Here is a 26,425-nt window from a genome sequence, read left to right on the forward strand (position 1 = left end):
AGTTCCGAGATGGCTGCCGACCCGGAGCGCAGACGCCACCAGCTCACCGACCTCATCGTCAAGGCGGTGCGGTCCGGCGACCTCGACGAGGTCGACCGGCTGGCCGAGATGCTGGTCGAGATGGGCTACAAGGAGGGCGCGGATTCCCTGTTGATCGACCTGTGGGACAGCGAGGAGATCGGCGAGGAAGCCGTCGAGTTCGCGATCGAGAACAACGGCGTGGGCGACCCGAGGCCGCTGTGTTCCCGGCCCAGCACAGCGCCCACCGGTGCGCTCGCTGAAACGCCCGAACCCACCCCGACCAGGAGAACCCTCATGAGCGAACTGGAGCCAGTCCCGACCACAGGCGCGATCGCGGCCACCGGCGCCGTCTTGGAGACGGTGGTCAACTACGGCATCGTTATCACCCAACTGACCGCGGCGGGAATTCGGCTGCGCGGGCTCAGCCAGCACGTGCGTGGCACCTACCGCTACGTGGAGGGCTGCAGCGAGTCGGTCGACCGGCTCGCCGAGCAGATGGCCTCGCTGGAGGTGGACGGCGACACCATCAACGAGCACCGCGAGGCAGCAGCTGTCATGCGGTCGGTTCTGGCTGAGGCCGAGGCGATGGCCGAGGCGACCGAAGACCTGGCCACGCTGTTCGGCCAGGCGTCCGAGGCGCACCAGGCCGACTACGGCTTGGTCGCGGACGCTGCGACGCACATGCCCGTGCCGATGGCCGACGCCCAGTTCTACAGCAACCGCTGACACCACCTCAGCCCAGGAAGGAGACGACCGTGAAACGGCCCGAGCCCGCACCTCTGCGGACGGTGGACATGCCCGTGCCGCACTGGCGCGCGCTGGACCGGGCACGCCGCCGCGCCGACGTCCTGCGCAGCACCACCGGCCGGCTGGCCACCCTCGCCGGCGGCGGCGCGGCGGCGACCGGACTGTTCACCGGCGACTTCACCGGCGCGTTCCTGCTGGCCACCGCCGCCCTGTCGAGCGCCGGCGTGGGCACGCTACGCGTGTGGAAGCCTGACGGGCACCAGCGGGCGACCGCCACCGTGCTGTACCTGCTGCCCGGGGCGGGATTGGCCGCGCTGCTGGCCGCCGAGCAGGTCGTCCCGGGCATCCACTGGGGAGAGGCGCTGGGGCTGACCACGTGGCTGATCGGAACCTGGGTGGCTCGCCCGGCACGCCTCGCCCGACAGATGATGTCGCCGCGCCCGGTCGCGGTCCCCGAGACGGGGCTGGCCGTGGTGCAGGAGCCGGTCGCCGACCACCCGGCCGCCGAGTGGTGGGCGCGCACCGTGGCGGTAGAGGGCGGTGTCGCCCCCGGCACCGCGCTGGAGGCCATCGAGCGCACCGGCGAGACCTCGATGCGGGCCGTGATCCGCTCGACCGTGGCCGGGCAGCCCGTCCCGGAGATCTCCATCCGGCGCCTGTCGGCGCTGATGGACGTGCCAGAGGACGCGATCGGCATCGGCCCGGTGCCGAGGCGCGGCGCGAGCGTACGACTGCTCACGGTGGGCCAGCCCGACGAGGACGCGTCACCGGAAGCCGTCTGGGCGAAGAGGATCGCCCCGCTGGCCATGCCCGGCACCGTGCTCACCAGCGCGCGCAGCGGCAGACCTGCCACAGAGACCACGGACCCGGAGGGCTGACCGATGAGCGCAGTCACCCTGGCTCACAGCGACGAGATCATCGAGTTGATGCTGGAGGCGCCTCCAGGCCAGGTCATCAAATACGACAAGGACGCGCTCTGCTCGGCCCTCGGCGTGCAGGACGATCCGGCCCGCGTCGTAGTCGAGACCAACGGCAGGCACGCCATCGTCACGATCTATCCGGCCAACCCGCTGGCCGTGATGCCGCCCCCTTCCATCAGCGACATGCTGATGGATCGGCACGGGCGCGTCGTTGTCGGCCGCCACCACAACGGGCGGCCAGCCAGGCGGCGCATGTTCGACAAGCGGACCGGCTCCGCGCAACGCGCCTTCGTGATCGGCACAACCGGGGCAGGCAAGAGCCGCGTCGTCCAATACCAGCTTGCCTGCGAAAAGCGGAACGAGGTCGTGTCCTGGTACGGGGACCTGAAGGGCGGTCAGAGCGCCCCCGAGGCAGAGGGGCAGGTCGACTGGCGCCCCACAAGCCAGGAAGGCGTCATCCTCATGCTGCGGGCGGCTGTCGCGGTCTCCCAAGAGCGTCAGCGCCGGTACGCGGCGCTGGGCCGGAACGCCTTCGTGATCGGCGACCCGGACCGGCTGATGTCGGTACGCATCAGCGAGGCCAACCGGCTGCTTGAGCGAGGCGCCCCCTACCGCGACGAAGCGACCCGCCTCGTAAAAGAGCTGGGGCGCACAGGACGGAGCGTTGGTGTCGGCATCGAGCTGGAGGCACAGGCCACCCACCTGGAAGAGCTGGGTGGATCCGACACACTCAGGGCCATGGTGAAGGAGGGCGATATCGTCCTGCTGCGCTGGTCGTCCTCGATGATGGCTCAGCTCATCGCGGACGGCCTCCTGCCCGCGGCACGGGTACTGATGCCGATTCCCAAGCAGTTCAAGCCCGAGCCGCTGCGCAGCCAGTTCGACCGGCATGGCGATGATGATGACGACTTCTGCGATACGCAGGGCACCGCCTACCTGCTGACGAGCCCGAACCCCACCAGCATGATGCGGCACTGGCGGATCGGCTCCATCGAGGCCCTGCCCGGCCTCGACCCCGAGATCCTCGCCCTGTACGGGCCGGGAGAGCCCGCCCGCCTGGAGACGGTGTCGCATGAGGCCGCGGGCGCCGCGTACGCCGCCCGCAACGATCCTGACGCCATGGCCGCACTGTGCCTGGCCGTACAGAACGAGCGCGACGCCGCGCACACGGCCGGTGGCGTCCAGGCCAACCCCGGCAAGCGCACAAACCGCCTGGAAGACCGCATCAGGGCGGCCCTGACCGCTATGGAGGGCGCGCTCACCGCAGAGGAAGTACTCGACGCCGTCAACGAGGACGGCGGCCGGACGGTCAAGCTCGGCTCCATCCGCAACGAACTCGGCCGGCTCGCCGACGCAGACGGCGAGGTCGTCGCCCGCGTGGGCCGGAACCTGTACTCCCTAACCCAGTAGAGGAGCCCCACCATGAGCTTCCTGTACAAGATCCTGCTCCGGGTCAGCGGCGGCGCCCTCGTTGCCGCGCTTCTCGGGAAGGCCAGCGCGGCGATGAGCCCCGTCGCGACCGTTCTCTTCCTGGTGATCGGCGGCGCGATCGCCCTCGGCGCCGTACTCGCCATCGCCGCCCTGGTGCGCTGGGCGGGAGCCCCGCCCGCACGTCCGATCATCAGGAACGGGGGGACGCGGCGTGAGCACCCAGCCGAGTAGCGGGCTCGGCCCTCTGGCGTGGATGGACGACGGGCTCTGCGCGCAGACCGACCCGGAAGCGTTCTTTCCCGCCAAGGGCGTCTCGACGCGCCCCGCCAAGGGGGTATGCGGAGCCTGTGAAGTGCGGCATCAATGCCTTGCGTACGCACTCGACCATGACATCCAGTTTGGGGTGTGGGGCGGGCTGAACGAGCAGGAACGGCGCCGCGCGCGGCGCCGGCCGACGAGCGAAAGACCGCCAGGCAGACCGTAAGGAGGGCATGATGACTTGGGATGAAGCCGCTCGCGATGCCATCACCTACGAGGGGCTGGCACTGGTCGGCCACGTCGAACGCAACGCCTACGACAAGGGCAGGGCGGCCACAGACCGGGACTACCAGGCCGCCATGGACGCCCCCGAACTCGGCGGACGCGTCGCCGACGCGTTCCGCGGGGAGGCGTGAAGCTGGGCATGACGAAATCCCCCCGCCTCTCGACGAGGCGGGGGGATTTCGTTGTCCCGGGCGGCCGGAGTGTGGGCGTGCCCGGCCGCCCCGGGCGTCTACAGGCCGACCACCGGGCGGTCGCCGTGCGCGCCGCCCTGGCCGGACGCCGGCTCCGACGTCTGCCGGATGAACACCGCGGAGGCCAGGGTCAGGAACATCATGATCGCGGCCGTCTGCTTGTCGGAGACGTTCCAGCCGAACACCAGGCCGACGTTGATGAGCGCCTGGCCGACGCCGAGGATCGCGGCCTTGATGCTGCCGCCCTGATCGGCCGACTTGGTGGTGACCGCCACCCACAGGCCGAACAGCGCGGCCAGCGCGGCGTTGACGATCGCGACCGTCTCGTCCGGCCACGGCAGCCAGAAGGCCGCAGCGAGCTGGAGAGCACCGGATGCGAGGCCGAGCCACAGTGCGGGCTCGCCCGACAACTCGGAGTTGGTGGTTCCGTGATTCGCCATGACGGGCCTCCTAGGCGGTGTAGCCGCGGGTGAAGTTGTACGACCTCGACTCGGAGTTGCCGCCCAGCGTGATCCAGACGGTGTCCCAGGGCGCCCAGCGGTTTCCGCCAGGGCCGTTGTTCAGGTGGTGGCCGTTCAGCCCGCACCGCGAGTCCATGTTCCGGAAGACCTTGTGCACGGTGCCGTCCACGCTGGCCGTACCGGAGCCCATGAACACGCGCAGCGTGTGCCCGGCGGGCAGGACGTCGGCGGGCTGGCCGTCGGTGACCGGGAGGGCGCCCGCGGCCAGCGTGGTGGTGTTGCAGCGGGACGTCCTGTTGTTGCCGCGGGCCCAGGAGTCCTGGATGAGCAGGCCGACCACGGAGACGCCCGCCGTGCTGTCGTTGACGACGTCGACGAACTCGGCGTTGCGGTTGTCGGCCACGTCCGGGCCGTGCGCGTTGTAGCCGATGGTGCCGACCCGCAGGCCGGGTACGTCCGCCGCGGCGGACGTACCGGGCACGGTGAGGCCGATGACGATGAGGACGGCCGCGAACGCGGTGAGGATGCGGTTGAGCATGAGGTACTCCTCGGGAAGGGGGCGCCGTCGCGCGGCGGCATGAGAAAGCCCGGCACTTGGCCGGGCGCGCGAGGAAGGGTTGTTAGGTTGGCGCGAAGGTGGCCGCCCAGGTGAGCGGGCCCACGATGCCGTCCTCCGTCAGGCGGGCGCGACGCTGAATCAGGCGGCAGGCACCCTGTGAGCGCGGGCCGTACGCGCCGTCTACCGTCAGCTTGTAGCCGAGCCGTACCGCGGCCGCCTGCCAGCGCCGCACGTCGTCCCCGCGGGTGACGGGCGGGTAGCGCAGGAGGCGGCCTGGCCAGGCGTCCGGGTCGGGCGGCGCGCTGCCGGGCCGCGGGGCGCCGCGCCGTACCCAGTCGTACAGCGCCTCGCCGGGGCAGTCGGTGGAGTAGCCGTCGCGGTGGCCTTTGATTTCGCGGCCAGCGCCGCCCTTCCCCCGCAGGATGGCGATCGCGTCGAGGATGGCGCCGAGCATCTCGTCCGTCGGCTCGACCAGGCCGGAGTTGCCGACAAAGCCGAGGACGGCGTAGTGGTCCTCGTTCCGGCCGGGCCCGTTGGCCGCGACGAGCACGCCTGGCCCGCGGCCGGTGAGGACGTCGCCGTGCGGGCAGGCGCCGTACGAGTACGCGAAGTCCGACCAGCGGTTGCCGTCCATGTGGTGGTTTTGGATCTGCCGCATCAGGGCTGGGCAGCGGTCGTGGTCGTCGAGCAGGCGCGGGTCGACGCGGCTGCCGACGTAGTGGACTTTGACCCCGCGGGTGCTGGAGATCCGGTCAACGCGCTTGGGGGCGGGGGCACCCCACGCCTTGCGGCTGATCACCGCCATGGGTTTGCTCCTTCAGGTGGGATCGCATCGATAGGTGGCCGAGCCAGGCTCGACCGGGCGGCAGGTGAAGGTCAGGCCGAGGTGGGTGAACGTCCAGCTCGCTGGCGGCGGGCCGGTCGGCCCGGACTCGCCGCGCGGGCCCGGCTCCCCGGGTTCTCCCTTCGGCCCGGCCGGGCCGGTGACGGTCGCGCCGGGCTCTCCCTGCGGTCCGGGACTGCCGGAGGTTCCTACCGGCCCGCTGGCGCCGTCCTTGCCGTCACGCCCAGGCGGGCCGGAAGGCCCAGGGGAACCGGTCGGCCCGCGCGGGCCGACGACGGTCTGGCCGGCTGGCCCGGTGGGTCCCTGCTCGCCGCGGGGGCCCGGCGATGGGGAGACGAGGGGGACGCCGCCCAGCTTCTCCACCTGCTCGACCAGCAGATCGCGGTCCGTCTCGGCTCGGCGTAGGCGGTCGCCGAGGCCGTTGACCTGCACCATCAGGGCGATCATCAGGGCGGCGAAGAGAGCGGAAATGACGAGGGGCAGCAGCCAGGCTCGTACCTGGCGCCGCGGCGGGTCGTCGAGGTCGACGTCGATGTCTGTGTGGCGGCCCATCACGACCCCTTGGTGGTCATCCAGATGTTGATGACCGTGCTGAGCACCACCAGAACGGCAGGGATCAGTCCGGCGTACACCATCTGGCGCAGGTTGGAGCCGCGCTTGTCCTCGCGCTTCTCGTCGGCCGCCTCCAGGCGGGCGACCGCGCCCTCCAGCGCCGTCCGCAGCCCGGTCACCTCGCTGAGCAGGGCCCGCCGCACGTCGCCGACATCGCCCTCGATCTCGGAGAAGCGACGCTCCACCAGGCGCTGCTCGGCGCTGAACTCGGCCCGCGTGACGAGCTGGGCGAGCATGCTGGTCAGCCCGTCGATTCGCCGCGACAACTCGCCCAGGGTCGGCTCATCGGCCACGTCACTCCTCGCCAGTCGAGTGCCGTCCGCCCGCATCCTCGGCGACGGACGGCACGATCAGGTGTCCGGATGTGGACAGGCGCATCAGGTGAACCAGGCGCACACTGGAGGCGTCCCACAGCGTTCCGTAGTCGTCCACCTGGAGCCGCGCCATGGGCTACCCCTCGCAGCCGAACGGGCCGTACGGCCAGCAACCTCCGCCCGGGTACGGCTACCAGCCGCCCACCCAGCCGCCCCCACCGAAGAAGAGCAACACGCTCGTCATCGTGCTGCTCGCGGTCGGCGTGCCGCTGCTCCTGCTGGCCAGTTGCACGGCGGTGTTCGTCGCGATCGGCGACGGCGCCCCGCGCGAGTCCGTGGTCACCCAACCGAACCCGACGGGTGCGCAGCAGCCGCCCGCCGCGGTGGCGTCGGCGCCGCAGGAGACGCAGGCGGCCGAGGAGCCCGCCGCCGCGCCGTCGGCCGCGCAGGTGGGCGGCGCGATCACGTTGAAGGGCATGGACGACCTGACGATGGCCGTCACCCTCAACCAGGTGTTCGACCCGGCGACGCCTGCCGAGGACTACATGAAGCCGAAGGCGGGCACCAAGTTCGTCGCTCTCCAGTTGACGCTGGAGAACGCCGGCCAGACCGTGTACAGCGGGTCGCCGTCGAACGGCGCCTACGTGATCGACGATCAGGGCCAGCAGTACCAGGCGACGTACGCCCGCGTCCGGGAGGGGCAGGGGTTCGACGGTACGGCGACGATCAGCGCCGGGGACGCGCGGAAGGGTGTGATCCTGTTCGCAGTGCCCGAGGCGGCCAAGCTGGTGAAGTTCCAGTACGCGCTGAACAGCGGGTTTGCCGATCAGAAGGGCGAGTGGGCGCTGCAGTGACGGGGGGTCCTGATGGCGGCGGCGCGGTCAGTTTTTGCTGACCCAGCGCGCCGACATCTGGCAGAGCCCTCCGGGCTGGGCCCAGATCCCGAGGGGCGCGCCTGAGTTCTGGTACACCTGCACCAAGATGTACTCGCCGACGTTGAAGAAGTGCGTTCTTCCGGCCGAGATGCAGGTCAGCTGGACGCTGTTGCCCGTGCCTTGATTGCCAGCGAGCGGGTAGTTGTTGTCGTACAAATGCACTAGTCGCAGGCCCGTGCCGTTGGTGTTGAACGCGATCTGAGTTGCGACCTCGTAGTATCCGGCGGTTTGGAACGTGTACCTGAAGGGGTTGGTGCTGTTGTCGTGCCCGCCGTCTCGGTCGATCACCTCGGTGTTCCAGTTGATCGCGGTCAGCGTGGCGTTCGGGATGTTGATGTCGGCGGAGAGGCGGAGCAGGGCAAGGGGTGGTGCGAGCAGGAAGTTGACGGCGTCGCGCAGATCGGTGTTGAGCTTGGCCGCGGTCAGCAGCTCGCCGACAGTCCAGGTGCGCTGCGAGGGAACGGTAGCCATCTACGCCTCTTGACCTTGCATCGCCAGGCAGTCTCCGCAAATGCCTTTGCCCTGCGCCAGCCGTGGCCGACACCCGATGCACGGCCAGTACTGGAGGGCGACCGGCAGCGACTCCAGGTTGCGTGTCAGCTTCGCGATCCCGGACGGCCAGATCAGCTCCGCGGTGAGCCCCCAGCCGCCGCCCGCGCATTCCGTACACCAGAACGTGTCGGTGCCTTCCGGCAGGTTGAAGGCGCTGCCGCACCCCCATGGGCAATCGGCGATCCACCGCCCGTCGTCGACCCGGGCGAACGCCTGCGTGGCGGGGTTGTGTCCACTCGGCCGGGCCACGAGCTGGCCGCGGCGCTGGGCCTCGATGTGCTCCCAGTAGTCCTTCCATGTCCGTATCGGCGTCCGGGAGGGGATGGCCTGCTCGACGAACCGGAGCTTGGCGCGAACGACCACGGTCACCATCCGAGATAGTTGTTGTCGAGCGTCCCGTAGGTCGGGTCGTCGAGGACGAAGATGGGCTGGTCACGCACCGGCGAGGTGTCGAGGCGGAACGTCCACGTGCTGTCCGTGATCACGTCTTCGACGCCCTCGCACCACAGCTCCAGCGAGGTGGCCGGCGCCTCGCCGGGCAGGCCGGTCACGGCGATGCGCTGGCCGATCTCTGAGCCGAGCATCTGATCCCACACGGTGCCCAGGCTGTGGGCGTCGACGGAGATCTGGCCTGCGCGCGGCTGCGGGTGGCCGTAGGTGGTCACCGTGTAGGCGGCCCGGTCGATCGCCTCGGTGTCGGTGTACAGCAGCGTGTCGATGCTGCTGGCGTAGGTGCCCTGGTTCTCGTCGATGCTGGACTGGTCGACGACGCGGGTCACGGTCTGGCCGGAGCGGCTGACGGCGACGTCATTGATCAGCAGTTGGTCGTCCATGACGAACTGCAGGTCCGGGCCGCACTGGTCGGCGGCCAGGGTGATCGAGGCTGACGACGGCAGTTGGCGGCGCGCCCTGCCGTGGAAGGTGGCCACGTCATCGCCGGAGATGAAGAACAGCCCGGCCTCGCTGACGGCGATCAGCTTGAAAGCGGCGAGGGGCGGCTGCTCGGCTTGCGGGTGGCGGTCCATCAGCGAGCTGCCCGCGTCGAAGGCGGTCTTGGTGACGCCTGCCCAGGCGGCGATCCGGGCGGCTCTCGTCCCGGACAGTTCCCCGGCGTAGCTGTCGCGCGCGCCGGATATCGCCTGAGCCTGGGTCAGGGTCAGGGCCGTGTTCCAGCCGGCGACATGGCTGGCGTGGCCGACCATCATCTCGGGCGGGTCGATCGCGGTGCCGGGCAGTCCGCCGACCCGGATCCGGGTGAGGCTCGGCCAGGTACTCCCGGCCAGCCCGGTGTTGGTGTCGAAGGCGAGCGTGCCGTCGATGTAGGCGCGTAGGCGTAGGGTGCCCGAGACGAACTCGCCGACGGCGACAATGTGGTGCAGCGAGTTGTCGTCGAGGTTGTAGGAGGTCGTTGTCCCGGCGGCGCTGCCCGTCAGCAGGCGGGCGCCGACGCTGAGCGTGTTGCTGGACGGGTTGTAGTTGATCCGCAGGTGGACGGAATCGCTGCCGTTGTCGACGAAGATGAGCCGGTTCTGCAGGTTCAGGGGTGACGGCCCGAAGTCGACCCAGATGGACAGCGATACGGCTGCTCCGCCACCGAGCGCGGTGGTGAGCATGGGCACCGTCAGCAGCTTCCCGTTGGAGGTGTCGACCGGGCCGAAATCCACGCCTGTAGAGCCGTCCGGCCCGCCCTTGACGCCGAAGGTGAGGAATCCGCCTGTGCCGGACTGCTGGATCACCATGTCGGGCTGCGGTGTGGCGGCGACGTTGCCCGCCTGGGTGGAGTCCTGGGGCTCGCCCAGCGGGTAGTAGCAGAGCGGCCCCGTGGCGAGCATCTCCTCCGACATGGCCTGGCGGATCCGGTCGCGGCTCAGCAATTTCTGCCGGTCGGTGGCGGTGATCTGGGCGTTGCCCAGGACCCCGTTGGTCCAGGCGTGCGGCCACCGGTCCACGAACCCCGTGAACCGCCGATATTCGTTGCCGGCGCTCACCCAGGTGGTCGGCGAGGCGGCCCGCTCGAACTGCCAGGCGGACGACAGCACAGCGGCTGACGTTCCCGTGGCGGTGGCCACGAACACCAGCCGCGCGAACACGGTGTTCGCGGGCGCGGTGGCCGACACCGAAACGGCCTGAAACGACGTGGTGAGCGCCACCCCGGTGCCGGTGTTCTCGGACAGGAACGCGCCGTTCTTGTCGTACCAGCGCAGCCGTACCGCCATGCTGGCCGTGTTCGTCTCCCGCCGGGCCTGGCAGCGCGCGCTGTAGGTGACGCCGGCCGTGACGTTGTACGCCTCGTCGGTCGCGGTGGTGATGGCCTTTGCGCCGATGCGGACCATGTCGCCGGACGTCCACGAACCGGACCAGCGGATGGACGACGTCTGCCCGGCGGGCGCGGTGGCCGAGGTGGCGAGGGTGCCGGTCGTGGCTGAGAACAGGCTCGCGTTCGATCCTTCGGCCTGGCCTTTGAGCAGCAGGTTGACGCTGCCCGGCCAGCGCGCCCGGATTCGGATAGGCCGGTTCAGCGTCACATTCGGGTAGTACGGGCTGCTCGTCCTGCCCGCGGTGAACCGGCCATCGGTGTTGATCAGCCACAGGGACAGGGTGCCGGGTTGGACCTCGTCCAGCTCGTGGCTGCGCCGACGGGAGATGCGCACACCCTTCTCCCACTCCGTCCACTCGCTGACGTCCTGCCACAGCGGGTTGCCGGAGGCGTCCTTGGTGAACGCGATCTCGGCGAACATCTGCGGCATCACCGTCATACCGCCCTCACCGCCCCCAGGTTGAAGCCGCGGCCTTTGGCCTGGTTCAGGGCGGCGATCAGCAGGCGCATGATCTCGTCCTCGCCGACAAGCGGCTTGCCGGCGAAGTTGAACACGAACGTCGCCGCCCCGGCCTGGGGGACGATCGGCACCGCGCCGCCGGATCCTGCCGCGACCGAGGGCGTAAGCGACATCGACGCCGCGCCCATCAGCCCGGCCGCGGCCCGCTCCACCAGGCCCTCGCCCTGCTGCAGGCCCTTGGCCAGGTCTTCGGCCATGGACCGTCCGGAGTAGAGCGTCCAGCCGCGCCCCGAGAAGGGTCCTTCCTTGGCCGGCGAGAAGGGCAGCCGGTTGCGGATCTCGTTCAGCAGGTTGGTGACCGTGCCGACCGCGTTGCCGATCATGGAGCTGATGCCGTCGATCAGCCCCTGGACGATCGACCGGCCCGCATCCCAGAGGGTTGAGCCCAGGTTTCCGAGAGCGTTCTTGATCCTCTCGGGGATGCTCTTGACGAAGTCGACAGCCTCGGTGAACTTGTCGACGATCGACTGGCGGACGCGCCCGAACCAGTCGGCGACCTGGCCCGGGATCGCGGCGAGGCGGCCGATAAAGCTCTTGACGTCCTCGACTCGGGCGGCGATCCACGAAGTGATCCCGTTCCAGATGGTCTCGACGTGCGACTTGACCTTGTTCCAGGCGCTGTCCCAGGTTTCGCCGACGACGGCCAGGCCGGCGGAGATGCCGGTTTTGATCTGGTTCCAGAACAGGTTGAGGATGCCGAGGATGGCCTCCCAGATGCCGCTGAAGATCAGTTTCACGCCTTCCCATGCGCGCGACCAGTCCCCGGTGATCACGCCGAGGACGACCTCGACGATGCCCTTGATGGCGGTCATGACACCGTCGATGATCTGCAGGATCCCGTCGAACACGCCGGCGACGAAGTCGAGCAGCGGGCCGCCGAAGGTGTTCCAGGCGATGGAGATGCCCTCCCAGACGCCCTTGACGATCTCGAAGAAGGTGTTGAAGATCGACCCGAGCCGCTCGCCCCAAGCCTCGAACTTGTCCTGGTTGTCGGCGATCCACGCCTTGACGTCTGTGAAGATCTTGCCGACCAGCGCGAAGACGGTCTGGGCGATGGGCAGCATCTTGTCGTGCAGCGTCTGGAACGTGCGCATCAGCCAGGAGTCCTCGGAGAGCCCCTCCCCGGTCAGCCATTTCACGGCCTTCTCAATCCAGCCGGCCACCGTCGTCAGCGCGGGCGCGACCACGGTCGAGACGAGGGTTCCGAGCAGTTGAAGCACCGGCACCAGCACGGTGACCAGAGCGGGCAGTAGCGGTGCTAGCGCGACCAGGATGTCGCCGATCGCGCGGGCCAACGTTTCGAGTGCACCGCTTTCAGCGATGACGGCGACCGCCTTCCCGAACTCGGTGAAGACGGTCACCAGCGCGGGTCCCAGCGCCTTGAGGGCGGGGGCGATGGCGCCGACCGCGGCCGACAAGATCGGTCCGACGGTCTGCGCCAGGTCGGCGATCGTGGGCGCCAGAGAAGCCACCGCGACCGCGAGGGACCGAATGACGGGGAGCAGCGCGCCGCCGATATCACCCAGAGCCGTGAAGATCGAAACAAGGACGTCCTGGCCCTGGGCGGAGTCGAGGAACTCGTGCAAGCCGTCCAGCAGTTGGCCGACCACGCCGAGCGCGTTACCGCCCGCCGCTTGCATGGCCCGGAACACCGCCGCGACGATGCCGCCCAGGTCGCCGAGGATTGCACCGAGCTGGCGGAAGACGTCGGCGGCGCCTTCCAGCCAGCCGAGCGCCTGCCCAGTAGCGACGGAGTGGTGGAGGAACCAACCGAGTTTTTGTCCCGCTTCGGCGATGCTCGGGACGAACCCGCCAAGCCATCCGGCGCCGAGCACGCCCAGCTCGCGGAACCCGACTAGCAACGGTTTGATCGCTGGGGAGAGGCCGTCAACGGATTCGCGCAGAATCCGGAAGACCTCCTCGACCGCGCTCACCGAGTCGGCGGACGAGGCGAACTCCACCACCCGCCGCGCGGCCTCGCCGAACGCTCCGGCGCTGCCGGCCACGCCCTCGCGCAGCACGCCCAGCAGCGGGAGCAAGGTCTGCATTTGGCCGACAAGCGGCCGGAAGAAGGCGTCCTGGGCGGCGTCCTTCACGCCCAGGAAGGAGCCGCTTAGCTGGTGAAGCTCGTAGGCGACGTCCGCCGCGGCAGGAGCGAGATCCTTGCACCCCTCCATGAACTTCTCGACATCGCCCGAAAGCGCAGCCGAGAACGCCTCGCTGACGCCGCCCAGCGCCAGCTTGAGCGTGCCGAACGCAGCGGCGCCGAGCAGGACGGCGCCGGGCAGCGCGGCGATGATCCCGCCCGCCGGCGCCAGGGCGACGATGAGGCTGGAGACCGACGACGCGGAGGCGGCCGCCGCGGCGCCGAAGGTGGCGATCTTCGCGGCGGAGCCGATCAGGCTGGTGCCGAGTGCGAGCGCGGCGCCGCCCAGCCCGTTCATGTTCAGGGACAGGCTGGTCGCGCCGCCACCGAGCAGCTTGAAGCGGGCGGCGAGCCCGCTCGCGCCGGCGCCGACCCGATCCAGTCGGCGTTCCAGGCGTTCAGCGTTGTCGCCGACGTCGTCTAAGACCTTGCTGGCGTTGTCGCGGGCGAAGATGTTGAAGCCCATGTTGGAGGCCACGAGCACCTCCCACCGGGGCTACTTCTGTGCGTTCAACTCGTCGACGGCGTCACAGAATTGGCCGAACTCCGCCCAGGTCAGGCGATCGATCTCCCACGGCCGGATGCCGAAGTGGTAGGCGAGCGCGACCTTGTAGCGGTGCAGCTTCAGGTACGGGTCTTCGCCCTTGCGCCGCGGCGCGCAGGGCCCTGGCCGTTTCCCGCCGCGGCCTCCTGCGCCTCGGCTTGTGCGCGCGCGTGCGGGTCGTCGAAGTCGGAGAGCTTGATCGGTACGCGGCCTTCGCACACGTCCTCGAACGTCACGTCGGGCTTGCCGCAGCGGAACTTGACCAGCACCCAGCCCAGGGCGGCGAACGCCTCCATGTCGGCGCCCTGGATGGCCGCGAGGAAGTCCGGCATGCGGTGGCCGGTGGCCTTCTGCAGGGCCAGGCCCTCGTGCAGTGGCAGGCCGTCGAGGTCGACGTCGATGGTGTTGCCGTCGTGGGTGAATTGCAGCATCAGCCCTCCACTTTCTTGGCGATGTCGTTCATCGCCGTGATCACACGGGTCCGCATGGCGGGCAGGTGTTTGCGGATGGTGACGGCGAACCACGGCCGGCCGCGCTGATCCACCCACGGTTCACGTCCGAACGTGGGGTGACGCCAGCCCCTCTTGGAGTCCAGGTGGCGAGGCAGGGTCCGCTGATCCTCCGGCAGCTTGGAGGCGTCCACCTCGATCCGCACCAGGGGCGTCCTGCTGCCTGTCTTCACCACGAGCCGCAGCGAGCGGGCCACCGTGTCGCGCAGCCCCGCACCCCGCCGCGCCCGGTCCCGGCGCTTGCCCTCATCACCCTTCGACCTGTCGAACTGGTGGCCCTCGCGCGCCTTGCGGCCGCCGCCGCGGGCCCCGACGACCGGGATGGTCTTCACCACCCGGCGGGTGTCGGCCAGCGCCGGCTTCGCACCTGCCCGAATCGATTTGAGGAGTTCCTTGCGCAGCTTCTTGCCGTCGTTGCCGGCGGCCTTGAGTCGCTTGGCCAGCTCGCCGAGCTGCTCGGCGCCCTGGATGCGGACGTCGACCATTACAGGGCCGTATCGGTGGACACGATTTTGATCTGGAGGGGGGCGTCGACCTCGTTGTCGTAGGCCTCGAAGCTGGTGCTCATCTGCACGACGTCCGGGCCTTCAACCGTCGGCGCGGCCTCCTTCAGCTTGCACGCGGGCATGATGAAGCTGAGCAGGAAGTTGGCGCCGCCACCGCCGGAGATCGCCGACCCCGTCAGGGCGAGGTCGAGCGCGAAGGTCGTGTTGTTCTTGATCAGATCGTAGAACTCGGCCTTGCTGAACTCGGCCGTCAGCGACCCGGTGATGGTCGGGTAGTCGTTCTCCAACTGCTCTCTCTTGATGCCCGCGTTGCCGATGCCGTACCGCTCGGTCGCCAGCGGGTTCTCGCCCTTGATGGAGATTTCCTTGATGACCGTGCTCACCGCGGTGCCGCCGGTCACGGTCATCTCGCCGGATGCCGTGGCGGGCGTGCCGCCGAGCTTGAGGACGGCCTGCTGGAAGTTGTACACCTCCGCGCCGCTGACGAAGCTCGCGGTCGCCAGCGCGGTGGCCGTGGACTCATCCCAGCCGTCCACGTCGAAGGAGAATGTGGCGATCTCGCTGTCGGAGAGCTTGAACTCCCAGCCGGTGATCTTGCAGCCGGTGTAGGTGTGCGCCCGGACGGTTCCCGACGGCTCCGGCCGCCCGACCTGGATCGTCAGGCCCTTGCCGACCAGCCCGCCCGGTGTGTGAATCTGGCGGTAGGCGGTCGTGGCCGCGATCTGGGTCGGGAGCCCGGACGAGCCGAGCGCATGCGCGATCAGCAGGCCGGCGCCCTTCGTCGGCCACTCGAGTTCGAATGACCCTTCGACCGTCTTCCTGCTCTGGACCAGACGGCTGACCCGCTTGAACTTGCGGCCGACCCTCAGCCCGGTCGGCTCCACGAAGGTCGGCGTCCACGCCAGCGACTCGCTGTTGAACTCCGGGAACTTGGTGACCGTAACCGGGGTTCCCACGGTGCTCTCGGCGGCGAACCCGAGCTGGGCGTCGAGGCCGGTCCCGGTCGCCATTACTGCTCACCCTTCCCGCTGCTCTTGGCCTCGGGCACCAGCTCCCACGTGTCCTTCGGCCAGGCGCGCGCCTGCCCGGTGTAGCCGATCGGCTCGTTCGTGTCGGGGTCGCGCAGGACGTCGTCCGGTCCGCCGATGACGTAGGCGTCGCCAAGCTCCTCAAGCACGTAGCCAGGAGCCTGGGTGACCTTCCCGGCCTCGACGAGCGGGCCGTCGGCCCGGCCGACACGGCGGTGCTCGCCGGAAATGTTCTTGATCCTGACCATGCGGGTCTCTCCTTAGATGCGGGTGTGCACGGCGACGGTGAACACGACTCGGCACTGGACGCCGCCGGCATCCTGGCGCTGGAAGGCGTTGCCGGTGGTCATCGCAACGATCGTGGGCGGCGGGAAGCCGAGCGCCGGGTCGGAGCGCAGCGCGTCCTCCACGGCGCCGACCAGTGCGTAGGCGCGATCGCGCGCGGTCTTGGTGACGGTGCCGCCGTTCCAGGCGACGGCCGCGCAGGTGACCTGCAAGGTCTCGTTCTTGGCCTTCTGTCCGATGGAGGCCCACTCCTGCTGCGCTTCGACGGCCGCGTCGTTGTCCTCGTCGCCGTCCCAGCCGATGCAGACCACGGCCTTCAGCGGGCTGGAAGTGACGTGCGGGCCGTCGTGAACCGCCACGCCGTCCAGGGCCGGGGCTGCGCGGCAGAGCGCCACCAGCGCGTCGATGACGGCTGGCGCCCGCGAGGTGGTCGTCATGCGATGCCCGGTGGCTGCTCGCCGAGCAACTCCTGGGCTCGGCGCGGGATGGAGAAGCCGAAGCGTGGATCCCACACCTCGTCCGACCCGCCGAAGCTGACCCCGCCCTGCTGGCCGCGCTGCGTCTCCCACATGTGCTGCAGGATGATCCGTCCCGCCTGGGAGGCGTTCGCCGGGATGGCGGTACGGCCGGCCACGTAGGCGACCCGGAGCGGGCCGCACATCCGGGCGCCATCGCGGCGTTGCACGATCCCGGTCGGGCCGTCCACGTCCAGGTCGGCGACGTCCTGGCCGGCGCCGCCCGTCTCGACTGCCACCACGCTGGTCAGCTCGAGCACCGGAGTGTGGTTGAGTGCCAGCCGGTGCCCGCCGTCGTGCTTCTCGACGTGCGCCGCGCGGACCAGCGCCCCCACATACCGCTCGCAGCCGATGGTGACGCTGCGCACGAAGTCGGCGATCTCCTCATCGTCGCTGTGGTCGTCGAGGTCGATGTTGAGCTGCTTCTTGGCCGCGGTCAGAGAGAAGATTCCTGCCTCGGCCCACTGCGCGGCGACGTCGAAGGGTTCCTCGTCGACGCCGTTCGGCGCCGAGGTCACCCACCGGGCGATGTGCCGCCCGGCCTGGACCACGGTGAAGTCGTAGTGGTAGAGCCCGGTCCCGTCGTTGATCGGGGTGAACGGGCCCGCGGTGGTGTTGTCCGGCTGCAGGATCGTCAGGCTGATCGACGCCGGGCTGACCAGGATGCCGCCAACCCGGACCGTGGTCGACAGGCGGGGAGCGGCGCCGAACGCGTACGTGCTCACTACTCACCTCCGATGCTGGCCACTGGGCTGTCGGAACTGCTCAGCGCGGCCGCCGCACCGAACGCCGCGGACAGGCCGGCGGGTGAGGCTGACGTCGACGACAGGACGGCGGGCCCCTCCACCACGGGGGAGGTGGTGAGCGCCATCCATCCGGGCATCACCCGGCCGTGGATGCGCAGCGCGGGGATGCCGCGCCGGCCCTTGAGGGTGATCGGCGTGTACGGCGGGGCGATCGGCGCAGCGGCCTGCGGCAGGGCGGGCTCGAACCGGTGCGGTCGCCGCAGGGCGGGCAGGCCGGGCCGGGTCCGGCGACGGACCGGGCGGACCAGCGGCGCCCCCGGGGCGGGCGCAGGCCCGAAGTGTCCGGGCCTGGCCGGTAGCCCGCCCCGGTGGCGGCGTACCGCAGCCGGCGGCGGGCCGCCCGGCGTCACGGGACCGGCGCAGAACCCCCCGCGGCGGCCGCCGGCGAGCCAGATCCTGTCGCGGGCGATCGCGGCCGGCGCCCAGGGCGGCGGAGGCGGAGCCGGCTGTGGCCGCGGCGGCGACCAGACCTTGCCGGAGCGGACGGCGGCCAGCACCACCTGGCGGCGCAGCACGCGGAGCGGGACGGGCGGGACCACGGGAGCCTGGACGGTGAGCGGCACCGCGAAGAACAGGCCAGCTCGCACCGATCCGAACGACAGCCGACGGCGGGCAGCGCGGGCCGGGAGCGATACGGCTGGCGGTGTTGGCGCCGCGACCCCGCGGCGGCGCCGCGGCGGCGGGAGCGAGATCTGCTGCCGGAGCGCGATCGGGACACCAGCGGCCGAGGCGGTGGCGAGAGGGGCTTGGGCGAAGGCGCCCGCCCGGACGGCGGGCAGCGCCGCCCGGGCTCTCGAGCGGGCGACCCTTGGGGGCGGCGCCGGCGGCTGCGGGGCGGCGACGGTCCGCGGACCGTCAAAGAAGGTCCCCTGGCGCGGTCTTGGGTGGCGCCAGCGCCGCGACATTCAGCTCTCCTCAGTCGAGGGCGTGCACGCCGGCGCAGTCCGACCAGATGGCGTTGACGGTGAACTGGATGTCGCTGTCCGTACTCGCGCCGGTGATCGCCGCGTTCTGCGCGACCGCCCACGCGAACATGTCCAGCACGTCGCCCTGCGCCCCGCTGCCGGCGTTCGTCAGCACGCGCGTGGCCAGGACCTGGCGCTTGTGATACGCCGCTGATGACAGGGTGCTCTGCGCCTCACCGGCCACGTTCACCGCAGCCGTGATGGCCGCCATCCGGACGCGGTCCCGGAACGCGGTGTCCTTGGCCAGCGCGACCTGTTCAGCGAATCCCACGTCTACTCCTCCCACTCGACGCTGAGCACGTACTTGTGCGAGGCCGGGAGGGCGTTGTCGCGGTTGATGAACGCCAGGCCGTTGGCCGTGCCCAGCGCGACCGCCCACTCCTCCAGCAGTTCCCATGGCAGGTCGGCGGAGGACTGGGTGTTGAACGGGATGCGCCACTGGTCGTTGGCGGTGTTGGTGGGAGCCGCCGAGTAGGCGGTGTTCCACACGGCGCCCGCGGCCGCGCTGTTGGGGTCGAGCTTGGCCGGGGTCATGCCCGCCGTGGGGGTGGTGCCGGCGGAGGTGACGCGGTTGATGCCGACGACCACCTGCTGACTGGTCGGCACGCCGGCGCCGGCCACGCAGCCGATCGTGACGCGGCGCAGCTTGTAGCCGGTGGTCGCCGAGGACATGAGCCAGGCGAACCCGGTGTCCACGGCCAGTGCGGCCGTCGACTCCACCTGGGCAGCGAATCGAGCCATTGCAGTCCTTTCAGAAGAAGCCGCCGTACTGGCTGAGCGTGCGGGGCAGCGCGGCGGCGTCGGCTGGCCCGGCGAGGGCGAGGCTGATCGCGGCGTACGGCTCGGCCTGGAAGCAGGTCGCGGTCCGGGTGCCGGACGAGCCAGCGGCGACGATGTCCTGGGTGGCGACCAGCATCGCGGCGAACGGCGACGCGATCGGCTGGGCGCGCTCGGTCATCCCGGCCGGATGCACGTAGGGGTCGGTGAAACCCGTGTTGACGTCGCAGGCGAGGAAACAGCAGACCAGCAGCCGGTCGGCGCCGGTGGTCGTCAGCGACGGCGCCGTGTGCGAGACGGTGCCCGTCGCGCTGAACTGGCCGTCATCGTCGTCGACGGTGAACGAGCCCGAGATCCGCAGGACGACCCCGAAAATATCGGCGTCCACATGGGCGGGGATCGTGACCGTCTTCGCGCCCGAAGTGGTGACGTCGATCGTGTAGCTCTTGATGTGGCCCACGTTGGTGCCGGCGTCTACAGTGCGGACGGGATCGGGAGTACCCGCACTGGAGGTCACTTCGGGCATCGAGGCCAGGCTGAACCAGTCCGAACCGTAGAACACCGCGAGCTTGTCACCGGCGGCGGTGCCGGCCGAGGTGGTCAGCACCTCCGTGGTGGTGCGCGAGTTGCTGGTCTTCAGTACTTCGGCGATGGTCAGCGGCACGGTCACCTCCCCAGCGAGGGTGAGGGGCCGGTCGGCGCGCCCGGCCCCTCACGAACGGCGGGCCTCAGGTGGTCTTGCTCCGGGTGCGCGGCTTGGCCGCGGTCTCCGGCCGGCCCTGGGCGCGCTCGGGCGTTTCGGCCTGCTCGTCGCGGACCATGACCGCCATGCCGGCCTCGCACCACGCGGCGGCCGCTGGGCCGTCCAGGTCGACCTCGTCGCCGCGCGCGTAGTTCACCTCGACGCCCGACACGCTGGTCAGCATGCGCACGCGGGGCATCAGTTCCTCACCACCGGGGCCACTGCGGGCGAGCCGAGCAGCACGACGGCGCCGAACGTGCCGCCGGACGTGGCGCCCGCCGTGGTGACCGACACCCGGACGTACCGCTTCAGGCCGGTGTAGCCGATCGCGTAGTCCTTGTTGTCGTCGGCGGCGACGATGGCCGGTTCGGCGCCCTGCAGGAATGCGTCGGCGACGGCGGTGAAGTTGGTGCCGTCGTCGCCGTCCTGCACCTCGATGGTGTGGGTGCCGTCGGTGATGGTGCCCGCGGTGACGAGCACGAGCACGGCCTGGTAGTCGTTGCCGTCCTCCTTGCGGTCGACGGCGGTGCCGTTGACGGTGCCGTTGGTGCGGGTGGCGGGCAGCAGCGACTGCTTGAGCAGGACGTTGTTGTACAGGTCCTTCACGGTGACCTCCTTAGGCTGCGGCGCCGTGCTGGAACAGGCGGATGGCGCCGGCGTCGTCGATGCGGCCGTCCAGGCGGGAGAAGCCGTGGAAGCCGACCTGCAGGTAGTCGGCGTAGCGCTCGCGCAGGATCTGCAACTGGACGTCCTGCACGCGGCGGACGATGTAGCCGCGCTTGAAGTCGCCGAACGCGATCGACTTCGCGCTGACCGCGGGGGCGGGCATGCCGTCGTCGATCGTGTACGGGTGGCCGTTGATCGTGGCCGGGAAGCCGGGTGCCGGGATCGGCACCCAGATGGGCCGGCCGTCGGAGTCCTTCAGCTTGCGCAGCAGCTTGAGCATGCTGTCGGCCATCACGTATCGGGCGTTGGCCCGGTAGGCGGAGTTGACCGAGTGCTCGAGGTCGATGGTGTCGTCGTAGGTGATGACTGCGGTCGCCGACACCGCGCCCGTCTTGCCGACGGTGCCGCCGGTGGTGATGCCGAGCGGCTGGTCGACGCCGGTGCCGGTGGCCAGGTGCTCGGCAACGGCGCGGCCGATGCGGGTGCCGAGCACGCCGGGCAGCCAGGCTTCCAGGTCGAACACGCTGTCCTGCAGCAGTTGCAGCGCGACGCGCACCAGCTTGGAGGTGTAGGTGTAGGCCGACAGCTTGCGCTGGCCGACAACCACGTCCTGCTCGGTGATCTGCGTGTTCTCCGCCAGGATGGCGCCCTTGTTGCCGGTGTCGTCGTTGGTCGGCCACGGCAGGTCCTGACCGGTGCCGGTCGAGATGACCGTGCAGATGTTCATGATGCCGCCGAAGGCGACCATGGTCTCGGTCATGGTGTTGCGGAAGCCTTCGGGCACCAGGTAGCCGCCGGCGGTGTCGATGACGGTGCCCTGGGCGCGGACCTCGCCGTACCCGGCGGCCAGCAGTTCGCGCTGCTCGGGCGTGAGCCGGTCCAGGCCGCGGCGGATGAAGCCGTAGAACGCGTCGGCGTAGCGCCGCTCGCGCTCGGCCGCGTCGCTCCGCTGGCCGCCGTCCTCGTCGGGCCGCCCGGTGGCGGTCACGATCTGGGAGCGGTCGATCCGCTGGCGGGCGTCATCCCGCTGCAACCGCTCGATGTCGCCGGACACCTCGGTCAGCCGCGTCTCAGCGGCGTCCCAGGAGGCCCGCTCCTCGGCGGTCATGTCACGGTCGTCCAGACCGCCGCGGATATCCTGCATCCGCTCCCAGATCTGGTTCTGCTCGTCGATGAGCCGGTTGAGCGCAGTGCTCATGCTTACCCCCTTCAGGGCATGCCGACGGCCCCGACGGCGCGGGGTCGTGATCGGTGGTGGGTCAGGCGGTGGGCAACTTCAGCCCGTAGCGGGCCGACAACCCCCGCATGGCCAGGTCGATCTCCTCGACGTGCCTCCGAGTGGTCTCTCCCGGCTCGGTGGTTTCGTCAGCGCGAGTGGACTCGCCCGGCTCGCGCGCGATGACCTGCAGGACGTCCCGGAGTTCGGGACGGTGTACGGCGCGGCGCTCGACCGCGCCGACGTCCGCCCGCAGTGCGAGGGCGGACGCCACGCTTTTCAGCTCGGCCTCGGTGTCGGTGAAGGCGGGGAAGGTGACGGCGCTGGCCTCGATGAGCCGCACCTCCAGGACGGTCCGCAGTTCCGCGTCGAAGACGCGGACCTTCCCGTCGTCGCCCTCCTCCTCGACCTCGATCATGGTCCACTGGTCCTTGACCACGTAGAAGCCGATCGACATGCCGGTGATGTTGCCGTTGCGCAGGTTCGCCTTCAGATCCCGAACGTAGGACAGCTCATCGTCGAGGGCCGAGTCGACTTCGAGGCCTCTCGCGGACTGGGCCAGCTTCAGCGTGCCGGCCGACACCCGGGAGACGACGAAGTAGGAGTCGTGGTCGATCAGCATGCGCTGGTCGCCCTCCGACAACGTCTTGGTGTAGGCGCCCGGCGCGAATTCTTCGTAGAAGCCCCACGTCCTGGGGTTGCCGATCGCCGCCCTGGAGTTGAACGGCGAGGCCAGGCCGACGAACCGTACGGCCCCGGCGTCATCGGCGCGCAGTTCGGCGCCGGTCGCCGCGAGGGCGAGGCGCCGACGCTCCTCGGTGGTCACGGTCAGCGTCATCTCTACTCGCCGCCCTCGTCATCGTCGTCAGGGTCGCCGGCCGCGGGGTCGGCCGGATCCGTGGGGTCGCTGCCGAGCGGGGCCATGTTCATCGGCTGCAGGTAGGTGTCGCCGCCGTCGACGGGCGGCAGGTCCTCGAGGTCGCGGATGTCGTTGGCGCTGAGGGCGCCGACCTCGCGCATCACCCGGTAGAACTCGGCGCGTGCCCGGCTGTCGCCGCGCAGCAGGCCCTCGATCTTGTAGCGCGCCTCGACGCCGGCGCCGAGCAGTTCCTTCGTGATGCGCTGCTCGGTCGGCGCCAGCCAGGTGGGGTGCAGGTCGAACTTCACCCAGCCGATCGCCTGCTGCTCCAGCCCGGTACCCCACGACGTGGACCTCTGGGTCAGCCCCATGAGGAAGGCGGGAACGCCAAACCACCTGGCGATCTCCTCCACCTCGAACGTCCGCGACTCCAGGAACTGCGAGTCCCGGGCCGGCAGCGACACCGGCTGGAACGACGCGCCGCTGTCCAACACCGCGACATCGTGCGCCTTGTCCAAGCCGTGCATCTTCGCCTTCCAGCGCGCCTTCAGCGCGTCGGCCTGCCCCTTCTCCAGGCGCTGCTCCGTCTGCAGCACGCCAGACATGAGGTTGCCGGACCCGAACAGGCGGGCACCGTAATCCTCGGCCGCCAACGCCAGCCCGATCGCCGCCTGCGCCGCCCGGATCGGGGACACCCCGCACACCCCGTCGTAGCCCATGCCTGGGATGTGCATGATCTCGCGTTTCGTCAGGCGGTGGACCTGCCCCCAGTCGTCAGTGACCCAGAAGATCTTCCCTGACGGATTGGCCTGGGTCGGCCGGTCCCTCTCGACGAGCACCCGATCGGGAGTGATCGGCCATAGCTCCCGGACCCGGCCGCCTTGGTCGCGCACCTTCTGCGAGAAGCTGTTGCCCCATAGGCAGCGGTGCACGTAGGTCAGCCGCCACATCTCCAGCGCCGTCAGCTCCGGGTGCGGGTTCTTCAGCAGTTGCGCCGGCTGCCGGTCGTGCGTGCCGTCGCGGTAGACGTGCAAGGGCAGCGCCGGCGGCACGCCCGAGATGAGAGCCGTGCACCGCCACACCGCGCTGAACGCGAGCGCACCCTTTTCCGTCACCCGCACGCCGGAGGCGGTGCGCGGGCCGCCCAGCCAGTCGAGCAGCGTCGCCGATGTCAGCGGCGCCGCCGGATTCTCCGGCGAGCGCAGCTCCGCCAGTCCGCGCAGGATCGTCACGGCTGCGCGCCCTTCGATGCCAGCCATGCCCGCACCAGCCGCTCCAGCCGGCCCGGAGCGACCGGGCCGGAGGCGCGCGTCTTACGCCCGCTGCGCACGTTCGCCACGATGAGCAGGCCGACACCAGCCACCAGCAGGGCCGCCGGCGGCCACACGAAGTAGGCGAAGGCGATCAGCAGGCCGAAGCCCAGCGCCTCGATCAGGTTGTCGGCCACGCGCTCCCCTCACCACAGGTTCGGGGCGCGCTGTTCCTCAAGCGCGCCATCCTCGATCGCCTGGCCGCGCGCCTCGTAGGCCAGGATCCCGGCCACGAAGTCGTCGATGAGCAGGCCGTGCTTCTTCTTCACCACGCGCAGGTAGTGCTCTGCCGCGGCGCCGCTGTCGTCCTCGCGGGCCGGTTTGCGCTTCCCTTTGGCCAAGGCCGCGTTCTTCGCGTGCCGGGTGGAGACCTCGTTGCCGTCGTGCGACAGCTCGCCGGCCTTCACCGCGGTGAGGAAGCGTTCGATGGCCTTGTCCATACGGGTGTCGACGTTGGTCGGGAACTCGACCACCCGGTTCGGGAACAGTGCGGCCCACGCGTCGAGGTAGTCCTGCCACCGGTACGGGTCGGCGTACAGGTACCAGACCTCGTAGGCGGCGAATGCGTCCTTAACGGCCTGATCAACCTCGCCGCGCGGCACCCGCCACTTCGGGTCGTCGTCGGGCTCCCAGATCTGCAGGTGGAACAGGCGTCCGTCCCGGATGCGGCAGACCCGCAGCGCGGTGGCGTCACGCGAGCGGGAGCCGTCGAAGCCGAGCGTCACCCGCTCGCCCGGCCGCAGCGGATCGTCCGACGATGCCAGCGCATCCCATCGCGCCGAGTTGACGGCGTCGCTCGCCCCGGCGGTGATCTCCTGCAGGAAGAACCGCCGGGCCTCGGCCTCGCCTGTCGCCGGGTTCTGGATGTCGCGCAGGATGCGTCGCTCCGACACCCAGCCGCCGCGGTGTCGGGACGAATCCCCGTACAGGTAGATGATCTCGCGCAGGACTTGTTCCTCGTCCTCCAGATCCACCTTGCGCCGCGGCGCCCGGTAGTCGATGTACACGTCCGGGGCTTTCGCCTCGTAGGTGAGCTGTGCCACCGACTTCTCAGTCGGATCCCACGGGTTCGTGATCTCCGACCACTGGCCGTTCATGCCGGCCACGTTCCGCTTCAGCACCCGCCCGAACGTGACGCCGCCCGTCGGCCCGGTCCCCACCAGCAGCCCCGACTCGGTGATGGACACGAACGTGAACCGGCCGCCCAGCCGGGCCCGGGCCGAGGCGGTCACCGGGTCGATCCACCCGATGCCCGGCAGCTTGATGCGCGTCTCGCCCACGTCCAGACCAGGTGTCGACGCCAGCGGCCCGTCCCTCAGCATCGTCACCAGCGGCCGGAAGGTGTTGTCCGTCTGATCTTCCGCCGTCGCGGCCACCGCCACCCACGGGGACGGGTGTGGGCGCCCCACCGGCTCGCCGCGGGCGTCCCAGCCGGCGAAGACCACCGGGCCGAGCGCGTGCGCGGCGCACCGGCACGCGTTGAACGGGTCCTTGCCCCACTTCTGCGGCCTCACCAGCATCGACCCCGAGTAGACGAGCGCGTCCGAGCCGTCGACGTCTCGCGCGTCCGGCCGCAGCCGGTAGGACCACAGCAGGTGGTTCCACATCTCCTCCGTCAGCAGGTACGGCTCGCCCATGAGCGGGCCGTCCGGCACGACGCAGTTGGCCTCGATCCACTCGCCCAGGGCGTACCCCAGCGTCGGGAATTCGCCGCGGACCTCAGGACCCCGCCACGGCACCCGGATCCACCGCCCGAAGTGTGCGACGGCGCTCCTCAGGTGCCTCGTCGCGCTTCTCCGCGACCTCGTCAGGCGCGATCTCCCACAGCATCAGCCGCATGCTCTTCGGCGTGAGGCCGAGCCGATCCTCCAGCGCCGTCGCCTGCGCCAGCAACGCCGGCGGCGCCTTCGGCTTCTCGCTCGACACCATCACCCGGCAGTAGCGGGCCACCGTGCGCGTCCACCCGAGCCGTTCCCATGCCACCGCCTGCGGCGTCGCCCACAACTGCGCCCAGGCCCGCTCCTCGGCAACCGTCTGCCGGCCCAGCGGCCACGGCGGAGGCTCGCCGGTGCGGCCAGACGCGGGCAGATAGACGGGCCCCACCCGAGGATTGCGGCGCTGCGGCGTCATCTTCGGAGGATTCGGCATTTTCGCACCCCCGGAGATCGCCGGAACCGTACAGAAAAAGAGCCGCCTGCGGACGGGGTCACCGATGGGTCGTGATCAACTTTCGCCTACCCCCTCTGACCTGCGCAAACGCCGACCTGTTTCGCGATCAGCGCTCTGACCTGCGCTTATGCCGCACCCTTGGCCGATCCGCAGCGCCTGCACTCAGGCTGATAGTTGGACGGGTCGTTCGTTCCGCCCTTGGAGCGGGCGACGATGTGCCCCGCGGTGATGGGGTTGTCCTCGCTGCTGTGCCGCCCGCAGTACACGCATGCTGCGTCGCTGTCCTTGTAGTGCTGCGACATACGTGCGTGTGCGCCTGACAGTCCGCGATCTGCGGTGGTGCCTCGTGCTGCGTACCGGGCATTGTCGGTACGGCGTTTGCAGGGTGGGCACCTGCTGCCGGGTGCGGGCGTGC

General features: G+C 70.2%; 36 protein-coding genes. 7 read left to right on the forward strand and 29 right to left on the reverse strand.

Features of this window, described 5'->3' with window-relative positions; translation table 11 throughout:
- Positions 1 to 9: 9 nt before the first annotated feature.
- Genes ACIBEJ_RS34210 through ACIBEJ_RS34235 form a run of 6 tightly spaced genes read left to right on the forward strand, consistent with a single transcriptional unit; the run spans position 10 to position 3,793 of the window.
- On the forward strand, positions 10 to 747 hold the full coding sequence (locus ACIBEJ_RS34210) for a hypothetical protein (protein WP_397187022.1): 738 nt from the start codon (positions 10 to 12) through the stop codon (positions 745 to 747).
- A gap of 29 nt (positions 748 to 776) precedes the next feature.
- Positions 777 to 1,646 (forward strand): hypothetical protein, encoded by an 870-nt coding sequence (locus ACIBEJ_RS34215; protein WP_397187023.1) that lies wholly within the window; start codon positions 777 to 779, stop codon positions 1,644 to 1,646.
- 48 nt (positions 1,647 to 1,694) lie between these two features.
- The gene (locus tag ACIBEJ_RS34220) at positions 1,695 to 3,098 is read left to right on the forward strand and encodes a hypothetical protein (RefSeq protein WP_397187024.1); all 1,404 of its coding nucleotides are present in this window, start codon (positions 1,695 to 1,697) and stop codon (positions 3,096 to 3,098) included.
- A gap of 12 nt (positions 3,099 to 3,110) precedes the next feature.
- Entirely contained in the window at positions 3,111 to 3,350 is a 240-nt protein-coding gene (locus tag ACIBEJ_RS34225) for a hypothetical protein (protein ID WP_397187025.1), read from the forward strand.
- A 22-nt stretch (positions 3,351 to 3,372) separates the two neighbouring features.
- The gene (locus ACIBEJ_RS34230; RefSeq protein ID WP_397187026.1) at positions 3,373 to 3,603 is read left to right on the forward strand and encodes a WhiB family transcriptional regulator; all 231 of its coding nucleotides are present in this window, start codon (positions 3,373 to 3,375) and stop codon (positions 3,601 to 3,603) included.
- 7 nt (positions 3,604 to 3,610) lie between these two features.
- Positions 3,611 to 3,793, forward strand: coding sequence for a hypothetical protein (locus tag ACIBEJ_RS34235; RefSeq protein ID WP_397187027.1), 183 nt, complete (start codon positions 3,611 to 3,613; stop codon positions 3,791 to 3,793).
- 98 nt (positions 3,794 to 3,891) lie between these two features.
- Here ACIBEJ_RS34235 and ACIBEJ_RS34240 read toward each other — a convergent pair whose 3' ends face one another.
- The 6 genes from ACIBEJ_RS34240 to ACIBEJ_RS34265 all read right to left on the reverse strand — a co-directional run bounded on the left by ACIBEJ_RS34240 (position 3,892) and on the right by ACIBEJ_RS34265 (position 6,776).
- Positions 3,892 to 4,293, reverse strand: coding sequence for a hypothetical protein (locus ACIBEJ_RS34240; RefSeq protein WP_397187028.1), 402 nt, complete (start codon positions 4,291 to 4,293; stop codon positions 3,892 to 3,894).
- A 10-nt stretch (positions 4,294 to 4,303) separates the two neighbouring features.
- Positions 4,304 to 4,852: a hypothetical protein gene (locus ACIBEJ_RS34245; RefSeq protein ID WP_397187029.1), complete on the reverse strand. Its 549-nt coding sequence runs from the start codon at positions 4,850 to 4,852 to the stop codon at positions 4,304 to 4,306.
- Between the two features lie 82 nt (positions 4,853 to 4,934).
- Positions 4,935 to 5,678 (reverse strand): N-acetylmuramoyl-L-alanine amidase, encoded by a 744-nt coding sequence (locus ACIBEJ_RS34250; RefSeq protein ID WP_397187030.1) that lies wholly within the window; start codon positions 5,676 to 5,678, stop codon positions 4,935 to 4,937.
- A 12-nt stretch (positions 5,679 to 5,690) separates the two neighbouring features.
- Positions 5,691 to 6,269: a hypothetical protein gene (locus tag ACIBEJ_RS34255; protein WP_397187031.1), complete on the reverse strand. Its 579-nt coding sequence runs from the start codon at positions 6,267 to 6,269 to the stop codon at positions 5,691 to 5,693.
- Positions 6,269 to 6,622 carry a hypothetical protein gene (locus tag ACIBEJ_RS34260; protein ID WP_397187032.1) on the reverse strand — a complete coding sequence of 118 codons (354 nt, stop codon included), beginning with the start codon at positions 6,620 to 6,622 and terminating at the stop codon, positions 6,269 to 6,271. The genes ACIBEJ_RS34255 and ACIBEJ_RS34260 overlap by 1 nt, the downstream gene beginning before the upstream one ends.
- 1 nt (position 6,623) lies before the next feature.
- Positions 6,624 to 6,776 (reverse strand): hypothetical protein, encoded by a 153-nt coding sequence (locus tag ACIBEJ_RS34265; protein WP_397187033.1) that lies wholly within the window; start codon positions 6,774 to 6,776, stop codon positions 6,624 to 6,626.
- On the opposite strand from ACIBEJ_RS34265, the gene ACIBEJ_RS34270 reads away from it, so the two are divergent.
- Positions 6,775 to 7,497 (forward strand): DUF4352 domain-containing protein, encoded by a 723-nt coding sequence (locus tag ACIBEJ_RS34270; protein WP_397187034.1) that lies wholly within the window; start codon positions 6,775 to 6,777, stop codon positions 7,495 to 7,497. The two genes, ACIBEJ_RS34265 and ACIBEJ_RS34270, sit on opposite strands and share 2 nt — an antisense overlap.
- A gap of 27 nt (positions 7,498 to 7,524) precedes the next feature.
- Here the strand turns inward: ACIBEJ_RS34270 and ACIBEJ_RS34275 are convergent, their stop codons facing one another.
- From ACIBEJ_RS34275 to ACIBEJ_RS34385, 23 genes are all read right to left on the reverse strand, one after another.
- Positions 7,525 to 8,049 (reverse strand): hypothetical protein, encoded by a 525-nt coding sequence (locus ACIBEJ_RS34275; protein WP_397187035.1) that lies wholly within the window; start codon positions 8,047 to 8,049, stop codon positions 7,525 to 7,527.
- Positions 8,050 to 8,502, reverse strand: coding sequence for a hypothetical protein (locus tag ACIBEJ_RS34280; RefSeq protein WP_397187036.1), 453 nt, complete (start codon positions 8,500 to 8,502; stop codon positions 8,050 to 8,052).
- Entirely contained in the window at positions 8,496 to 10,886 is a 2,391-nt protein-coding gene (locus ACIBEJ_RS34285) for a hypothetical protein (protein WP_397187037.1), read from the reverse strand. The genes ACIBEJ_RS34280 and ACIBEJ_RS34285 overlap by 7 nt, the downstream gene beginning before the upstream one ends.
- Complete coding sequence (locus tag ACIBEJ_RS34290; protein WP_397187038.1) at positions 10,883 to 13,591, reverse strand: hypothetical protein; 2,709 nt, start codon at positions 13,589 to 13,591, stop codon at positions 10,883 to 10,885. The genes ACIBEJ_RS34285 and ACIBEJ_RS34290 overlap by 4 nt, the downstream gene beginning before the upstream one ends.
- Positions 13,592 to 13,737: 146 nt before the next feature.
- Positions 13,738 to 14,088, reverse strand: coding sequence for a hypothetical protein (locus ACIBEJ_RS34295; protein WP_397187039.1), 351 nt, complete (start codon positions 14,086 to 14,088; stop codon positions 13,738 to 13,740).
- Positions 14,088 to 14,651 (reverse strand): hypothetical protein, encoded by a 564-nt coding sequence (locus tag ACIBEJ_RS34300; protein ID WP_397187040.1) that lies wholly within the window; start codon positions 14,649 to 14,651, stop codon positions 14,088 to 14,090. The genes ACIBEJ_RS34295 and ACIBEJ_RS34300 overlap by 1 nt, the downstream gene beginning before the upstream one ends.
- Positions 14,651 to 15,682, reverse strand: coding sequence for a phage tail tube protein (locus ACIBEJ_RS34305; protein ID WP_397187041.1), 1,032 nt, complete (start codon positions 15,680 to 15,682; stop codon positions 14,651 to 14,653). Before ACIBEJ_RS34305 ends, ACIBEJ_RS34300 begins: the two co-directional genes overlap by 1 nt.
- On the reverse strand, positions 15,682 to 15,948 hold the full coding sequence (locus ACIBEJ_RS34310; RefSeq protein ID WP_397187042.1) for a hypothetical protein: 267 nt from the start codon (positions 15,946 to 15,948) through the stop codon (positions 15,682 to 15,684). Before ACIBEJ_RS34310 ends, ACIBEJ_RS34305 begins: the two co-directional genes overlap by 1 nt.
- Positions 15,949 to 15,960: 12 nt before the next feature.
- Positions 15,961 to 16,422 carry a hypothetical protein gene (locus tag ACIBEJ_RS34315; protein ID WP_397187043.1) on the reverse strand — a complete coding sequence of 154 codons (462 nt, stop codon included), beginning with the start codon at positions 16,420 to 16,422 and terminating at the stop codon, positions 15,961 to 15,963.
- Positions 16,419 to 17,225, reverse strand: coding sequence for a hypothetical protein (locus tag ACIBEJ_RS34320; protein WP_397187044.1), 807 nt, complete (start codon positions 17,223 to 17,225; stop codon positions 16,419 to 16,421). The genes ACIBEJ_RS34315 and ACIBEJ_RS34320 overlap by 4 nt, the downstream gene beginning before the upstream one ends.
- Positions 17,225 to 17,893: a hypothetical protein gene (locus ACIBEJ_RS34325; protein ID WP_397187045.1), complete on the reverse strand. Its 669-nt coding sequence runs from the start codon at positions 17,891 to 17,893 to the stop codon at positions 17,225 to 17,227. Before ACIBEJ_RS34325 ends, ACIBEJ_RS34320 begins: the two co-directional genes overlap by 1 nt.
- Positions 17,894 to 18,221: 328 nt before the next feature.
- Positions 18,222 to 18,542 carry a hypothetical protein gene (locus ACIBEJ_RS34330; protein ID WP_397187046.1) on the reverse strand — a complete coding sequence of 107 codons (321 nt, stop codon included), beginning with the start codon at positions 18,540 to 18,542 and terminating at the stop codon, positions 18,222 to 18,224.
- Between the two features lie 2 nt (positions 18,543 to 18,544).
- A complete protein-coding gene (locus tag ACIBEJ_RS34335; RefSeq protein WP_397187047.1) occupies positions 18,545 to 19,012 on the reverse strand; it encodes a hypothetical protein in 468 nt (155 codons plus the stop codon).
- A 10-nt stretch (positions 19,013 to 19,022) separates the two neighbouring features.
- On the reverse strand, positions 19,023 to 19,712 hold the full coding sequence (locus ACIBEJ_RS34340; RefSeq protein ID WP_397187048.1) for a hypothetical protein: 690 nt from the start codon (positions 19,710 to 19,712) through the stop codon (positions 19,023 to 19,025).
- A 64-nt stretch (positions 19,713 to 19,776) separates the two neighbouring features.
- Entirely contained in the window at positions 19,777 to 19,989 is a 213-nt protein-coding gene (locus ACIBEJ_RS34345; protein ID WP_397187049.1) for a hypothetical protein, read from the reverse strand.
- Positions 19,989 to 20,396: a hypothetical protein gene (locus ACIBEJ_RS34350; RefSeq protein ID WP_397187050.1), complete on the reverse strand. Its 408-nt coding sequence runs from the start codon at positions 20,394 to 20,396 to the stop codon at positions 19,989 to 19,991. Before ACIBEJ_RS34350 ends, ACIBEJ_RS34345 begins: the two co-directional genes overlap by 1 nt.
- A 10-nt stretch (positions 20,397 to 20,406) precedes the next feature.
- Entirely contained in the window at positions 20,407 to 21,654 is a 1,248-nt protein-coding gene (locus ACIBEJ_RS34355) for a phage major capsid protein (protein WP_397187051.1), read from the reverse strand.
- A gap of 61 nt (positions 21,655 to 21,715) precedes the next feature.
- Entirely contained in the window at positions 21,716 to 22,510 is a 795-nt protein-coding gene (locus tag ACIBEJ_RS34360; RefSeq protein ID WP_397187052.1) for an HK97 family phage prohead protease, read from the reverse strand.
- Positions 22,511 to 22,512: 2 nt separating this feature from the next.
- The gene (locus ACIBEJ_RS34365) at positions 22,513 to 23,790 is read right to left on the reverse strand and encodes a phage portal protein (protein WP_397187053.1); all 1,278 of its coding nucleotides are present in this window, start codon (positions 23,788 to 23,790) and stop codon (positions 22,513 to 22,515) included.
- The gene (locus tag ACIBEJ_RS34370) at positions 23,760 to 23,978 is read right to left on the reverse strand and encodes a hypothetical protein (RefSeq protein WP_397187054.1); all 219 of its coding nucleotides are present in this window, start codon (positions 23,976 to 23,978) and stop codon (positions 23,760 to 23,762) included. Before ACIBEJ_RS34370 ends, ACIBEJ_RS34365 begins: the two co-directional genes overlap by 31 nt.
- Positions 23,979 to 23,987: 9 nt before the next feature.
- The gene (locus ACIBEJ_RS34375) at positions 23,988 to 25,580 is read right to left on the reverse strand and encodes a hypothetical protein (protein ID WP_397187055.1); all 1,593 of its coding nucleotides are present in this window, start codon (positions 25,578 to 25,580) and stop codon (positions 23,988 to 23,990) included.
- Positions 25,561 to 25,989, reverse strand: a complete 429-nt coding sequence (locus tag ACIBEJ_RS34380; protein ID WP_397187056.1) for a hypothetical protein — start codon at positions 25,987 to 25,989, stop codon at positions 25,561 to 25,563. Before ACIBEJ_RS34380 ends, ACIBEJ_RS34375 begins: the two co-directional genes overlap by 20 nt.
- A 146-nt stretch (positions 25,990 to 26,135) precedes the next feature.
- Positions 26,136 to 26,312, reverse strand: a complete 177-nt coding sequence (locus tag ACIBEJ_RS34385; protein ID WP_397187057.1) for an HNH endonuclease — start codon at positions 26,310 to 26,312, stop codon at positions 26,136 to 26,138.
- Positions 26,313 to 26,425 lie beyond the last annotated feature (113 nt).

The sequence above is a fragment of the Nonomuraea sp. NPDC050790 genome (genome assembly GCF_044456745.1).
In the GTDB taxonomy this organism is placed as follows: domain Bacteria; phylum Actinomycetota; class Actinomycetes; order Streptosporangiales; family Streptosporangiaceae; genus Nonomuraea.